Genomic DNA, 12,444 nt, shown 5'->3' with positions numbered 1-12,444 from the left:
CATGCGGAAGCTGCTGGGTCTCCAATATCTGCGTGGCCTCGCGGCGGTGGCGGTGGTGCTGTTCCACGCCGCGGGACGCTCCGGGCTGAACTTCCATGCCGGGGAGGCTGGGGTCGACCTGTTCTTCCTGCTCAGCGGTTTCCTGATGGTCGCGATCAGCGGGCCTGACACGCGGCCGCTCGCCTTCCTCGCCGACCGGGTCCGCCGGATCGTCCCCATCTACTGGATCGCGACCAGCGTCATGCTCGCCGCGGCGCTGGTCGGGGCCTTCCCCAAGGTCCGGCTGGAGGCGGACCATGTCCTCGCCTCCTATCTGTTCGTGCCCTGGACCTCGCCCAGCAACGGCAATGTCTGGCCGCTGCTCGTGCCGGGCTGGACGCTCAACTTCGAAATGGCCTTCTACCTGCTGTTCGCGGCGTTGCTGCCGCTCGGCCGGCAGGTACGGCAGGTCGCCGCGCTGACGCTGCTGTTCGCCGGGCTGGTGACGCTGCGGCCGCTGCTCGATCCGACCAATGTGCTCGCCACCTTCTATACCGATCCAATCCTGCTCGAGTTCGCCGGCGGCTGCTGGCTCGGCATCCTGTGGAAACGGCCCGGCGACTGGCCGCGCTGGCTGGGCTGGGGCAGCGCGCTGGTGGCGCTGGCGGCGGTCGGCTGGGTGGCGTTCCACGCGCCGCAACTCCCGCGCGCGATCGGCTTCGGCATCCCCGCCGCACTGTTGCTGGCGAGCATATTGGCGCTCGAACGGCGCGCGGCGATCGGCGAGTGGCGGCTGCCGCTGTTCATCGGCGACGCCAGCTACTCGATCTATATATGGCACACGCTCGCCATCTCCGTGGCGGTCCGGATCGGCTGGCGGCTCGACCTTCCGCAGGCGCCGACGATCGCGCTCGGCATCGCTGGCGGGATCGCCGCCGGCCTGGCCGGCTATCTGCTGATCGAACGGCCGATCCTCGCCTGGTTCCGCGAGCGGCGCTACGTCCGTGGCGTGCCGGTTCCCGCGGGCCCCTGAAGGGCGGCTATCTGCCCTGCCAGTTCGGCGCGCGCTTCTCGCGGAAGGCGGCGATGCCCTCGGCCTTGTCGGCGGTGCCGAGCAGCTCGATGAAGCGGACCCGCTCGCTGCGCAGATGCGCGGCCTCGTCGAGATGCTCGGCGTCGCGGATGCTCGCCTTAGCGGCGCGCAGCGCGAGCGGCGCGCGCATCGCCAGCTTGGCCGCCAGCGCCAGCGCGTCGTCGAGCGCCTGTCCCTGTTCGGTGAGGCGGGCGATCAGGCCGATCGCATGCGCCTCCTCCGCGCCGATCGGCTCGCCGGTCAGCACCATGTGCATCGCCCGCGCGTGGCCGATGCGGCGGGGCAGGGTGGCGGTGCCGCCCGCACCCGGAATGATGCCCAGATTGGTCTCGGGCTGGCCGATCTTCGCGCCCTTCGCCGCGATGACGATATCGGCACACATCATCAGCTCGGCCCCCGCGCCGAGGCACCAGCCCTCGACCGCAGCGATCAATGGCTTGGAGAAGGCGCGGATCGCCGCCCAGGCGAGATAGCGCGGCGTCTCGATCGGATCGTCGGCGCCGCTCGCTGCGAGCTCGCCGATGTCGGCGCCGGCCGCGAACAGCGTGTCGCTGCCGGTGATCACCACGACACGCACGCCATCGTCGCCTTCGGCCGTCTCGATCGCGTCGGCGACCGCGCGCAGCAGCGGCGTCGCCAGCGCGTTGCGCCGCTCGGGGCGGTTGAGACGAAGCAGCAGGACGCCCTCGGCGGGGCGCTCGACGAGCAGGTCCTGCGGATCAGGCATCGAAGTTGAGTTCGACGTCGTCGGTCAGCGGCACCGCCTGGCAGGTCAGCACATAGCCGGCGGCGACCTCCTCGGGCGCGAGGCCGTAATTCTGCTTCATCGTCACCTCGCCCGACACCACCTTGGCGCGGCAGGTGGCGCAGACGCCGGCCTTGCAGGCGAAGGGGGCGGGCATGCCGGCGGCGCGGGCATTCTCCAGGATCGAGCCCTTCTCGGCGTCGAAGGTGACGGTGCGGCGGCGGCCGTCGAGGGTCAGCTTGACCTTCAGGCCTTCCGCCTTGCGTTCCAACTCGCGCGCGGCGGCGAGCTGCGCGCCGGTCATCTCGCCGACGGTGAAACGCTCGATCAGGATGCGCTCGCCGGGCACGCCGGCGGTCTTCAGCCCGGCCTCGACCGCGTCCATCATCGGCCCCGGGCCGCAGATGAACGCCGCGTCGATGCCCGCCGGATCGATCAGCGGGCCGAAGATCTCGGCGGTCTTGGCGGTGTCGAGCCGGCCGTTGAACAGGGTGATGTCGTCTTCTTCGTCCTCGAGGAAATGATAGACCTCTAGGCGGTCGAGAAAGCGGTTCTTCATCGCCGCGATCTCCTCGAGGAACATGATGCTGCTGCTCGCCCGGTTGCCGTAGAACAGGACGAAGCGGCTCTTCGGTTCCTCGCGCAGCGCGGTCTTGAGCAGCGACAGGATCGGCGTGATCCCCGATCCGCCCGCGAAACCGGCATAGACGGCGGAACGATCGGGATCGAAGGTCCAGGTGAAGCTGCCGTGCGGGGGCATCACCTCGATCGTCTGGCCGGCGGACAGCGTCCGGTTGGCCCAGGTCGAGAAGAGGCCGCCGTTGATCTGCTTGATCGCGACCCGCAGCTCGCCCTCATGCGGCGCGGCGCAGATCGAATAGTTGCGGCGGACGTCCTCGCCCTCGATCTCGGTGCGCAGGGTCAGGTGCTGGCCGGGGGTGAACCGGAACGCATCGCGCAGCTCGTCGGGCACGGTGAAGCGCAGCGACACCGCGTCGTCGATCTCGCGCCGCACCTCGGCGATCTGGAGGTCGTGAAAGCCGCTGGACATGATCTACTTCCTTTTCCCCCGGGCCGGGCCGCGCATCCCGTGCCGGCCTCGTCCCATGATCATCAATGGCATTTGAACCGGTCGAACGGCTCGTGGCAGTCGGCGCATTTCCAGAGCGCCTTGCAGGGCGTCGAGCCGAAGCGGCTGACCTCCTGCGTGTGGGTCGATCCGCAGCGCGGGCATTCGACGATGTCGGCGCCGCGCAGCGACCTCGCCTCGGCCCCCTTGGGCGGCGGGGCGATGCCATAGGCGCGCAGCTTTTCGCGCCCCGCGTCGCTGATCATGTCGGTGCTCCACGGCGGCGACAGCACCGTGCGGATCGCGACGTCCTCCAGCCCTGCTTCGTCGAGCGCGACGCGGATCGCCATCTCGATCGCGATCGTCGCCGGGCAGCCGGTATAGGTCGGCGTGATGATCACGCTCGGTCCCTCCGGGTCGACGCCGCGCACGATGCCGAGCTCGACGACCGATACGGCCGGAATCTCGGGATCGGGCACCTCGGCGAGAACCGTCTCGATCCGGTCCCGCAGCGCTTTTTCCGACAGGGCGGCTCCGGCGGCCATGCTGCTTACCAGGCGGCTTCCGGATGGGCGCGCGGGAGCTGCTGCATCACGCCCAGCAGGTGAGACAGATGCTCGGTGTGCCGGCCTTCGCGGCCCGCGCCGACCTGCCAGACGGGCTGTGCGGCGGGCAGCGTGGCCTCGGCCAGGACCTCAGCGACGCGGGCGTCGAACGCCGGGCGGAGCGCCGCCCGGTCGACCAGTACGCCCTGGTCGATCAGCGCGCGCTGGTTCGCGTCCACCGCGAACATGTCGTCGATGAAGCGCCAGAACCAGTCGAAGCCATCGACCATGCGCTGGTGGCTCTCCTCGGTCCCGTCGCCCAGGCGGATCACCCAGTCGGCCGAGATGTCGGCATGGTAGCGCACTTCCTTGACCGCCTTGGCGGCGATCTCGGCGATGCGCGGGTCGGTCGATCCGACCAGGCCCTCGAACAGCGCGAGCTGATAGGTCGAGAACAGGAACTGGCGGGCCATGGTCTGGCCGAAGTCGCCGTTCGGCTGCTCGACCAGCAGGCAGTTGCGGAACTGCTCGGCGTCGCGGTGGAAGGCGAGGCGGTCGGCGTCGCGGCCCTTGCCCTCGACCTCCCCGGCATAGCCGAGGAACAGCGTCGCCTGGCCCATCAGGTCGAGGCCCAGGTTTGACAGGCTCAGGTCGACCTCGACGCTCGGCGCCTGGCCGCACCACTCACAGAGGCGCTGCGCCAGGATCAGGCTGTCGTCGCCCAGTTCGAGCAGGCTGCGGAAGAGAATGTCGCTCATCGCGCCCTCACATGTGCTTCACGGCGTCGGGCAACTCGTAGAAGGTCGGATGCCGGTAGATCTTGCTCTGTGCCGGCTCGAACAACTCGCCCGACTGGTCCGGGTCCGACGCGGCGATGTCGGTCGACTTGACGACCCACAGGCTCACGCCTTCCATGCGGCGGGTATAGGTGTCGCGCGCGTGGCGCAGCGCCATCTCCGCATCCGGCGCATGCACCGAACCGACATGACGATGGTCGAGCCCGCCGCGGGCGCGGACGAACACTTCCCAGAGCGGCCAATCCTTGCTCATCTCTTTCTTTCCTTCTCTCAGGCGGCCGCGGCGGCCGAACGGGCGGCGCGCTTCGCCTCATGGGCATCGGCGGCGGCGCGGACCCAGGCACCGTCGTTCCAGGCGGCGCGGCGTGCCTTCATGCGCTCCTTGGCGGTCGGGCCCTCGCCGCGCACCACGGCGTAGAACTCGTCCCATTCGATCTCGCCGAAATCATAATGGCCGCGCTCCTCGTTCCACTTCAGGGCGGGATCGGGGATGGTGAGGCCGAGCAGTTCGGCCTGCGGCACGGTCGCGTCGACGAACTTCTGGCGCAGCTCGTCGTTGGTCTCGCGCTTGATCCGCCAGCGGATCGACTGCGCCGTGTTCGGCGAATTGTCGTCCGACGGGCCGAACATCATCAGCGACGGCCACCACCAGCGGTTGAGCGCGTCCTGCGCCATCGCCTTCTGTGCGGGCGAGCCGTTGGCCATTGCCAGCATGATGTCGAAGCCCTGCCGCTGGTGGAAGCTCTCCTCCTTGCAGACGCGGACCATCGCGCGGGCATAGGGGCCGTAGCTGGTGCGCTGCAGCGGCACCTGGTTCATGATCGCGGCGCCGTCGACCAGCCAGCCGATCGCGCCGATATCCGCCCAGTTGAGCGTCGGATAGTTGAAGATGGTCGAATATTTGGCGCGGCCGCTGTGCAGCGCGTCGATCATCTGCTCGCGGCTCGTGCCCAGCGTCTCCGCCGCGCAATAGAGGTAGAGGCCGTGGCCGCCCTCGTCCTGGATCTTGGCGAGCAGGATCGCCTTGCGCTTCAGGCTCGGCGCGCGGGTCAGCCAATTGCCTTCGGGCAGCATGCCAACGATCTCGCTGTGCGCGTGCTGGGAGATCTGGCGGGTGAGGGTGCGGCGGTAGGCCTCGGGCATCCAGTCCTTCGGCTCGATGAACTCATCCGCCGCGACGCGGGCCTCGAAGGCCGCGATCAGCGCAGGGTCCTCGCCGCCGATCGGCGTGGGGGCGGTGGCCGTCTTGTCGAGTTCCGTCGTGTACATGCGCGAATCTCCTTATGACCTGCACTATATAATTAACCGAACGATCGGTCAATCAATTAGCGAGAGGCGGGAGCCCGGCCACCAAACCGGGCTCCGTCAGGGCCTCACACCCGTTCGATCGCCAGCGCGATGCCCTGGCCGACGCCAATGCACATGGTGCAGAGTGCCTTGCTGGCGCCGCTGCGAACCAGCTCCTCGGTCGCGGTCAGCACCAGCCGCGCGCCCGACATGCCGAGCGGGTGGCCGAGCGCGATCGCGCCGCCATTCGGGTTCACATGCGCCGCGTCGTCCGGCAGGCCGAGCTGGCGGAGCACGGCGAGGCCCTGGCTCGCGAACGCCTCGTTGAGCTCGACCACGTCGATCGCGCCGATGCCGATGCCGAGCCGTTCGAGCAGCTTCTTGCTGGCCGGGGCCGGACCGATGCCCATGATGCGCGGCGGCACGCCGGCCACCGCACCGCCCAGCACCTTCGCGCGCGGGGTCAGGCCATAGGCCTCGACCGCCGCCTTGCTGGCGACGATGATCGCGGCGGCACCGTCGTTGACGCCGCTGGCGTTGCCGGCGGTGATCGTGCCGTCGGCGCGGACGATCGGCTTGAGCTTGCCGAGCGCTTCCATCGAGGTCTCGCGCGGATGCTCGTCGCGGTCGACGACGACGGGATCGCCCTTGCGCTGCGGGATGGTCACGGGGACGATCTCGGCGGCGAGGCGGCCATTGGCCTGCGCCGCGGCGGCGCGGCGCTGGCTCTCGACCGCGAAGCGGTCCTGGTCCTCACGGCTGACCTGGAAGTCCTGCGCAACGTTCTCGGCGGTTTCGGGCATCGAATCGATGCCGAACTGCTCCTTCATCAGCTTGTTGACGAAGCGCCAGCCGATCGTGGTGTCGTAGACCGCGTTGCTGCGCGAGAAGGCGCTATCCGCCTTCGGCATGACGAACGGCGCGCGCGACATGCTCTCGACGCCACCGGCGACGATCAGGTCGGCCTCGCCGGCCTTGATCGCGCGGGCCGCATAGGCGACCGCGTCCATGCCCGATCCGCACAGGCGGTTGATCGTCGTGCCTGGCGCGTCCTCGCCCAGGCCGGACAGCAGCGCCGCCATGCGCGCGACGTTGCGGTTGTCCTCGCCCGCCTGGTTCGCGCAGCCGAACAATATGTCGTCGATATGACCGACGATCCCCGGGTTGCGCTCGCGCAGCACCCGCATCGGGATCGCGGCGAGGTCGTCGGCGCGAACCGCCGCGAGGCTGCCGCCATAACGGCCGATCGGGGTACGTGCCGCGTCGCAGATATAGGCGTCAGCCATGGGAGTCTCCTTGGTGTTCGTCATCGATGACCTGGCCGCCGATCGCTCGGCTATGGCCCTGGAATTGCGCGATGGCACGGCCGTCGCGGGTGCGGATCGCGACGCTGTAGGCGCCGCTGCGGCCGGCTACGGCCTGTTCGGTCGCCTCGGCGATCAGCTCCTCGCCCGGATGGGCGGGGGCCAGGAAAAGGATCGACGCGCCCTGCGCGACGGTCGAGACGTTGCGGCTGTTGCAGGCATAGGCGAAGGCGGTGTCGGCCAGCGCGAAGATCATGCCGCCATGGATCGATCCATGGCCGTTGGTCATGTCCGGCCGGATCGTCATCGCGAGGCGCGCATAGCCGACCCGCGCCTCTTCCAGCACGATGCCCCAGACCGGGGCGGTGCCCTCCAGCTCCAGCAGGCGCTCGGCGACGCGGCGGGCGAGGATATCGTCGGTCATGCGGGCTCCGGGACGGCGATCGAGGGGGAGGGGGCATAGATCGGATCGCCAGTGGCGGCGGCGATGGTGGCAAGCACGGCGGCGAGCCTGGCGGTGCCGAAGCGCTCGGCCCATTCGATCGGGCCCTGTGGATGGTTGGCGCCGTAGCGCATCGCTGTGTCGATCCCCGCCGCATCGGCGACGTCGTCGTCGAGCGCGTCGAAGCCCGCATTGGCGAGCTGGGCGAGCGTCCGCAGCACGATCTGGCCGGGCCGGTCGGGCAGCGCCAGCACCCGCTTGTCGATCAGTCCGGCGAAGCCGGCGGCCAGCGTCAGCGCCGCCGCGTCGCGCGCGGTGACGATCAGGGTCGGCGTAGCGGCATAGTCGCGCGCCGCATCGAGCAGCATGTCGACATCGGCGCGGTCGGCGAGGCGGCGGCCGTCGCCCGTCGCCAGCAGCCGCCCGTCGATCCGCAGCAGGCCGGGGGCGAGGTCGGCGCTGCGCGCGACGGCGGCGCCGGCCGCCTCGGCCAGCGCGACGAGCGCTTCGAGATCGCCCGCGTCCGTGCCGGCCTCGATGCGGCGCGGTGCGGCGGCGGGGGCGGCGAAGGGCGGGGCGGGGAGCTCGGCGCCGTAATCGTAGACGCCGCGCCCGGTCTTGCGGCCGAGCTGCCCGGCGTCGTGGAGCGCCTGCTGGCTCGGCTGCGGGCGGAAGCGGGTCTTGCCGGCATAGCCGTCGAACACCTGGCAGGCGACGGTGTAGTTGACGTCGTGGCCGATCAGGTCGGCGAGGGTCAGCGGCCCCATGCGAAAGCCGCCCGCGCTTTCCAGCGCCTGGTCGATCGTCGCCGGATCGATGCCCTCGCCGAGCGCGGCGAAGCCCTCGGCATAATAAGGCCGGGCAACCCGATTGACGATGAAGCCGGGCACGTCGCGGACGCGGACGGGCAGTTTCCTCCACGCGCGCATCAGCGCTTCGAGGTCGTCGATCACCGCCGGCGCGGTGCGGGACGAGGGGATCAGCTCGACCAGCTTCATCGCCGGAACCGGATTGAAGAAATGGAGGCCCGCGAAACGCTCGGCCCCCGGCACCGCAGCTGCCATCGCCTCGATCGACAGCGAGGATGTGTTGCTGGCGAGGATCGCGCCGGGCGCGACATGGCGGGCGAGCGCCTCGAACAGGCCGATCTTGACGTCCATCCGCTCGACAATCGCCTCGATCGCGAGCGCGGCGGGGGCGGCGTCGCCGACGTCGGTGCTCCAGCCGATCCGCCCGGCGATCGCGGCGGCGCCGGCCTCGTCGACGGTGCCGCGCTTGACCAGCGAGGCGAGCGACTTCGCGACGCTCTGCCGCCCGCGGTCGAGCGCCGCGTCCTGGGTGTCGATCACCCGCACCGCATGGCCGGCCTGCGCCGCGACCAGCGCGATCCCCGCGCCCATCGTGCCCGCGCCTACCACTGCGATGATGCCGTCCGTTCCGATCCTCATGGTCTCTCTCTAACCGTCAGATCATGTATATCTAGCCCGCAAAATAGCGCTTGCCAATAATTGTCTGACCGGGCAGTCTATTAAAAGGAAGTCGAGGATCGCCTATGGCCTATGAAACGATTGAGCTCGCCGTCGAGGACGGCGTCGCCCGCCTGACGCTGAATCGCCCCGATCGGCTGAACAGCTTCACCGTGAAGATGCACGAGGAGGTCGCCTCGGCGCTCGACACGATCGAAGGCGACGCGGCGATTCGCGCGATGCTGCTCACCGGGGCGGGCCGCGGCTTCTGTGCCGGGCAGGACCTCGGTGACCGCGCGGTGGCGCCGGGCGGTGAGGCGGTCGACCTCGGCGCCTCGGTCGAGAAATATTATGCGCCGCTGGTCACTCGCCTCGCGACGATGGACAAGCCGGTGATCTGCGCGGTCAACGGCGTCGCGGCGGGCGCGGGCGCCAACATCGCCTTCGCCTGCGACATCGTGTTCGCTGCGCGCAGCGCCAAGTTCATTCAGTCCTTCGCCAATATCGGCCTGATCCCCGACTCGGGTGGCACCTGGGTGCTGCCGCGCCTGGTCGGCCAGGCGCGCGCGCTGGGCCTCGCCATGACCGGCGATCCGCTGCCGGCCGAGACGGCCGAGCAATGGGGACTGATCTGGAAGTGCGTCGACGACGCGGTGCTGGCCGAGGAGAGCATGAAGCTCGCCCGCAAATTCGCCAGCGGCCCGACGCGCGGCCTCGCCGCGACCAAGCATCTGATCCGCGGCTCGATGATCAAGACCCTCGAAGAGGAGCTCGCCATCGAGGGCCGGTGGATGCGCGAGCTGGGCTATAGCGACGATTATCGCGAGGGCGTGAGTGCCTTCACCGAGAAGCGGGCCCCCAAATTCACCGGGCGCTGACGCCCGTTCCCAGATCGAGGAAGCCATGACCAAGACGCTCAACAACTATGCCGCCGACCAGTGGGTGGCGAGCACCACCGAGAAGCTGCCGGTGCTGTCGGCGATCGACGGTTCGCCGGTCGCCCAGGCGGGTAGTGCGGGGCTCGATTTCGCGGGCATGCTGCGCCATGCGCGTGATGTCGGCGGTCCGGCGCTGCGGCAGATGACCTTCCACGCACGCGCCCGCATGCTCAAGGCGCTGGCGCAGGCGATCATGGCCCGCAAGGAGGAGCTCTACGCGCTTTCCGCCTCGACCGGCGCGACCCGCGTCGACAGCTGGATCGACATCGAGGGCGGCGCCGGCACGCTGTTCACCATGTCCTCGCGCGGCCGCCGCGAGCTGCCCGACGACGTCGTCCTGACCGACGGCGACCTCGAGCCGATCGGCAAGAACGGCACCTTCGTCGGCCAGCACGTCTACACCTCGCTGCAGGGCGTCGCGGTCCACATCAACGCCTTCAACTTCCCGGTCTGGGGCATGCTCGAGAAGCTCGGGCCGACGCTGCTCGCGGGCGTGCCGGCGATCGTCAAGCCGGGCACCGCGACCTGCCACGTCACTGAGCATGCCGTCCGCATCATGATCGAGGCGGACGTGCTGCCGGCCGGCGCGCTGCAGCTCATCGTCGGCGGCGTCGGCGACCTGCTCGACCATCTGACCTGCCAGGACGTCGTCTCCTTCACCGGATCGGCGGCGACCGCGATGAAGCTGCAGTCGCACCCCGTCATCGCGCGGGAATCGGTGCGCTTCGTGGCCGAGCGGGATTCGCTCAACGCCTCGATCCTGGGCCCCGACGCCGCGCCGGGAACCCCCGAGTTCGACCTGTTCGTCAAGGAGGTCGCACGCGAGATGACGGTGAAGGCGGGGCAGAAGTGCACCGCGATCCGCCGCGCCTTCGTCCCCGCCCAGTGGCTCGACGCCGCCGAGGAAGCATTGAAGGCCCGGCTCGGCAAGGTCGTGGTCGGCGATCCGGCGCAGGAGGGGGTCACCATGGGCCCGCTCGCCGGCATCACCCAGCTCAACGACGTTCGTGCGAAGGCAAGGGAGCTGGCCACCGAGGCGAAGCTCGTCTTCGGCGATATCGACACGGTCGAAGTCCAGGGCGCCGAGGCGGGCAAGGGCGCCTTCGTCTCGCCGCTGCTGTTCCGCCGCGACGATCCCTGGACGGCGAAGCTGGTCCACGACGTCGAGGCGTTCGGCCCGGTCTCGACGCTGATGCCGTACAAGGATTTCGACGACGCGATCGCGCTGGCCAATCGCGGCCTCGGCTCGCTCGCGGTGTCGCTGTTCACCTATGATCCGCAGGTCGCGCGCCAGTTCGTGATCGGCGCCGCCGCCTATCATGGCCGCATCGTCATCCTGGACCGCGACAGCGCCAAGGAATCGACCGGCCACGGTTCGCCGCTGCCGATGCTGATCCATGGCGGCCCCGGCCGCGCCGGCGGCGGCGAGGAGATGGGCGGCGTCCGTGGCGTGAAGCATTATATGCAGCGCAGCGCGCTCCAGGGTCATCCGCGCAGCCTGAGCATCGTCGCGGGCCGCTGGCTGGCCGGCGCGCCGCAGCCGGAGGGCGAGGTCCACCCGTTCCGCCAGCGCTTCGGCGAGCTGCAGATCGGCTATACGCTGCGCACCGCGCCGCGCACCATCACGCTCGACGATATCGAGCACTTCGCTCATTTCACCGGCGACACCTTCTACGCCCACATGGATGAGGAGGCGGCCGCGGCCAATCCTTTCTTCCCGGGCCGGGTGGCGCACGGCTATCTGATCCTGTCGTTCGCGGCCGGCCTGTTCGTCGATCCGGCGCCGGGCCCCGTGCTCGCCAATTACGGCCTGGAAGGGCTGCGCTTCGTCAAGCCGGTGTCGCCTGGCGAGGCGATCAAGGTCGCGCTGACCGTCAAGAGCAAGACCCAGCGCAACGAGGAATATGGCGAGGTCCGCTGGGCGGTCTCGGTCACCGACTCCGCCGATGAGCTGGTCGCGACCTACGACCTGCTGACGATGAACGCGATCTGAGGCTTTAAGGCATCGGACGTTTAGTTTGGTGCACCTATTTCCGCACATCCTGAGAGTCTGGCTCAAAGGTCCCCGCTCGCCCTGAGGAAGCATTGAGCGTAGTCGAAATGGCTCCTCAGGATGAGCGGGTCAGATAATTAGCTCGCAGCTCCAAATGCCGTCATGCTGAGCATGTTTCAGCATGACCGTTTCGTTTGCGTAGCGGGCATCACTCCCCCGACGCCTTCAGATTCTCCGCGACCCGCTGGAGCAGGCCAGTGAGCTGCTCCAGCTCGGCGTCGGTCATCCCGGCGAAGGCCTGGCCGTAGATCGAATCGGCGCGCGCCCAGGCCTCGTTGCCGGCGAGCTCGCCCGCGTCGGTCAGCACCACCTCCATCACATGCTCGCGGCCCGGACGGGGGCGACGGCGGACGAGACCGTCGGCTTCCATCCGTTGGATGATCCGCGTCATCGTCGGCAGCTTCTCGCTCGAATGCGCGGCGATCTCGCTGACGCTCGCGACCCGGTCCTGGTGGAGCGTCATCAGCACCCGCCAGCGCGGCATGTCGAGCGCGGTGTCGCGCAGCATCTCCTCCATCCGGCCGCGATAGCGCCCGCTCGCCCGGGCGATCCAGTAGAAGGGCCAGCTCCGATAGTTGAACCGCTCGTTGCGGGCTGGGGCCTTCTTGTCATGCTTCGCGGTCATTCGCTTCTCCGTTCGCCGTTCCTCTCTACCCGGCCGGCGCGGCGGCGACAATCTGGTTGAATATTCAACGCGGCATGCTATGGATAGGTTGAATATTCAAG

The 12,444-nt window shown here is 69.2% G+C and carries 13 protein-coding genes; 3 read left to right on the top strand and 10 right to left on the bottom strand.

What is annotated here, in order from left to right; genetic code table 11:
* The first annotated feature begins 1 nt into the window (after nt 1).
* Nucleotides 2–1,012 (top strand): acyltransferase family protein, encoded by a 1,011-nt coding sequence (locus tag B5X82_RS23100; RefSeq protein ID WP_079650723.1) that lies wholly within the window; start codon nt 2–4, stop codon nt 1,010–1,012.
* A 7-nt stretch (nt 1,013–1,019) separates the two neighbouring features.
* On the opposite strand, the gene B5X82_RS23095 is transcribed toward B5X82_RS23100, so the two are convergent.
* The 9 genes from B5X82_RS23095 to B5X82_RS23055 all read right to left on the bottom strand — a co-directional run bounded on the left by B5X82_RS23095 (nt 1,020) and on the right by B5X82_RS23055 (nt 8,709).
* Complete coding sequence (locus B5X82_RS23095; RefSeq protein ID WP_079650721.1) at nt 1,020–1,799, bottom strand: enoyl-CoA hydratase-related protein; 780 nt, start codon at nt 1,797–1,799, stop codon at nt 1,020–1,022.
* A complete protein-coding gene (paaE, locus tag B5X82_RS23090) occupies nt 1,792–2,868 on the bottom strand; it encodes a 1,2-phenylacetyl-CoA epoxidase subunit PaaE (RefSeq protein WP_079650719.1) in 1,077 nt (358 codons plus the stop codon). Before paaE ends, B5X82_RS23095 begins: the two co-directional genes overlap by 8 nt.
* A gap of 62 nt (nt 2,869–2,930) precedes the next feature.
* Nucleotides 2,931–3,431, bottom strand: a complete 501-nt coding sequence (gene paaD, locus B5X82_RS23085) for a 1,2-phenylacetyl-CoA epoxidase subunit PaaD (protein WP_079650717.1) — start codon at nt 3,429–3,431, stop codon at nt 2,931–2,933.
* Nucleotides 3,432–3,436: 5 nt separating this feature from the next.
* Entirely contained in the window at nt 3,437–4,189 is a 753-nt protein-coding gene (gene paaC, locus B5X82_RS23080) for a 1,2-phenylacetyl-CoA epoxidase subunit PaaC (RefSeq protein WP_079650716.1), read from the bottom strand.
* A gap of 7 nt (nt 4,190–4,196) precedes the next feature.
* Nucleotides 4,197–4,481, bottom strand: a complete 285-nt coding sequence (gene paaB / locus B5X82_RS23075) for a 1,2-phenylacetyl-CoA epoxidase subunit PaaB (protein WP_079650714.1) — start codon at nt 4,479–4,481, stop codon at nt 4,197–4,199.
* 17 nt (nt 4,482–4,498) lie between these two features.
* Entirely contained in the window at nt 4,499–5,497 is a 999-nt protein-coding gene (gene paaA, locus B5X82_RS23070; RefSeq protein ID WP_079650713.1) for a 1,2-phenylacetyl-CoA epoxidase subunit PaaA, read from the bottom strand.
* A 104-nt stretch (nt 5,498–5,601) separates the two neighbouring features.
* Nucleotides 5,602–6,801: a 3-oxoadipyl-CoA thiolase gene (gene pcaF / locus B5X82_RS23065; protein WP_079650711.1), complete on the bottom strand. Its 1,200-nt coding sequence runs from the start codon at nt 6,799–6,801 to the stop codon at nt 5,602–5,604.
* A complete protein-coding gene (paaI, locus tag B5X82_RS23060; RefSeq protein WP_079650709.1) occupies nt 6,794–7,243 on the bottom strand; it encodes a hydroxyphenylacetyl-CoA thioesterase PaaI in 450 nt (149 codons plus the stop codon). The genes pcaF and paaI overlap by 8 nt, the downstream gene beginning before the upstream one ends.
* On the bottom strand, nt 7,240–8,709 hold the full coding sequence (locus B5X82_RS23055) for a 3-hydroxyacyl-CoA dehydrogenase NAD-binding domain-containing protein (RefSeq protein ID WP_079650707.1): 1,470 nt from the start codon (nt 8,707–8,709) through the stop codon (nt 7,240–7,242). The genes paaI and B5X82_RS23055 overlap by 4 nt, the downstream gene beginning before the upstream one ends.
* A gap of 104 nt (nt 8,710–8,813) precedes the next feature.
* On the opposite strand from B5X82_RS23055, the gene paaG reads away from it, so the two are divergent.
* Nucleotides 8,814–9,605 (top strand): 2-(1,2-epoxy-1,2-dihydrophenyl)acetyl-CoA isomerase PaaG, encoded by a 792-nt coding sequence (paaG, locus tag B5X82_RS23050; RefSeq protein WP_079650705.1) that lies wholly within the window; start codon nt 8,814–8,816, stop codon nt 9,603–9,605.
* 25 nt (nt 9,606–9,630) lie between these two features.
* Nucleotides 9,631–11,658 carry a phenylacetic acid degradation bifunctional protein PaaZ gene (gene paaZ / locus B5X82_RS23045; protein WP_079650704.1) on the top strand — a complete coding sequence of 676 codons (2,028 nt, stop codon included), beginning with the start codon at nt 9,631–9,633 and terminating at the stop codon, nt 11,656–11,658.
* A 208-nt stretch (nt 11,659–11,866) separates the two neighbouring features.
* Here paaZ and B5X82_RS23040 read toward each other — a convergent pair whose 3' ends face one another.
* Nucleotides 11,867–12,343 (bottom strand): MarR family winged helix-turn-helix transcriptional regulator, encoded by a 477-nt coding sequence (locus tag B5X82_RS23040; RefSeq protein ID WP_079650702.1) that lies wholly within the window; start codon nt 12,341–12,343, stop codon nt 11,867–11,869.
* Between the last annotated feature and the right edge of the window lie 101 nt (nt 12,344–12,444).

Origin of the sequence: Rhizorhabdus histidinilytica (assembly GCF_900167915.1) — a bacterium.
Taxonomy (GTDB): domain Bacteria; phylum Pseudomonadota; class Alphaproteobacteria; order Sphingomonadales; family Sphingomonadaceae; genus Rhizorhabdus; species Rhizorhabdus histidinilytica.
Note: the sequence above shows the minus strand (reverse complement) of the source record. Positions and strands in the feature narration are given on the sequence as shown.

Coding starts and splice junctions, on each gene's coding strand:
- B5X82_RS23095 (WP_079650721.1), bottom strand. CDS start 1,799: ATGCCTGATCCGCAGGACCTGCTCGTCGAGCGCCCCGCCGAGGGCGTC.
- paaI (WP_079650709.1), bottom strand. CDS start 7,243: ATGACCGACGATATCCTCGCCCGCCGCGTCGCCGAGCGCCTGCTGGAG.
- B5X82_RS23100 (WP_079650723.1), top strand. CDS start 2: ATGCGGAAGCTGCTGGGTCTCCAATATCTGCGTGGCCTCGCGGCGGTG.
- paaZ (WP_079650704.1), top strand. CDS start 9,631: ATGACCAAGACGCTCAACAACTATGCCGCCGACCAGTGGGTGGCGAGC.
- paaE (WP_079650719.1), bottom strand. CDS start 2,868: ATGTCCAGCGGCTTTCACGACCTCCAGATCGCCGAGGTGCGGCGCGAG.
- paaG (WP_079650705.1), top strand. CDS start 8,814: ATGGCCTATGAAACGATTGAGCTCGCCGTCGAGGACGGCGTCGCCCGC.
- B5X82_RS23040 (WP_079650702.1), bottom strand. CDS start 12,343: ATGACCGCGAAGCATGACAAGAAGGCCCCAGCCCGCAACGAGCGGTTC.
- paaC (WP_079650716.1), bottom strand. CDS start 4,189: ATGAGCGACATTCTCTTCCGCAGCCTGCTCGAACTGGGCGACGACAGC.
- paaB (WP_079650714.1), bottom strand. CDS start 4,481: ATGAGCAAGGATTGGCCGCTCTGGGAAGTGTTCGTCCGCGCCCGCGGC.
- paaD (WP_079650717.1), bottom strand. CDS start 3,431: ATGGCCGCCGGAGCCGCCCTGTCGGAAAAAGCGCTGCGGGACCGGATC.
- B5X82_RS23055 (WP_079650707.1), bottom strand. CDS start 8,709: ATGAGGATCGGAACGGACGGCATCATCGCAGTGGTAGGCGCGGGCACG.
- paaA (WP_079650713.1), bottom strand. CDS start 5,497: ATGTACACGACGGAACTCGACAAGACGGCCACCGCCCCCACGCCGATC.
- pcaF (WP_079650711.1), bottom strand. CDS start 6,801: ATGGCTGACGCCTATATCTGCGACGCGGCACGTACCCCGATCGGCCGT.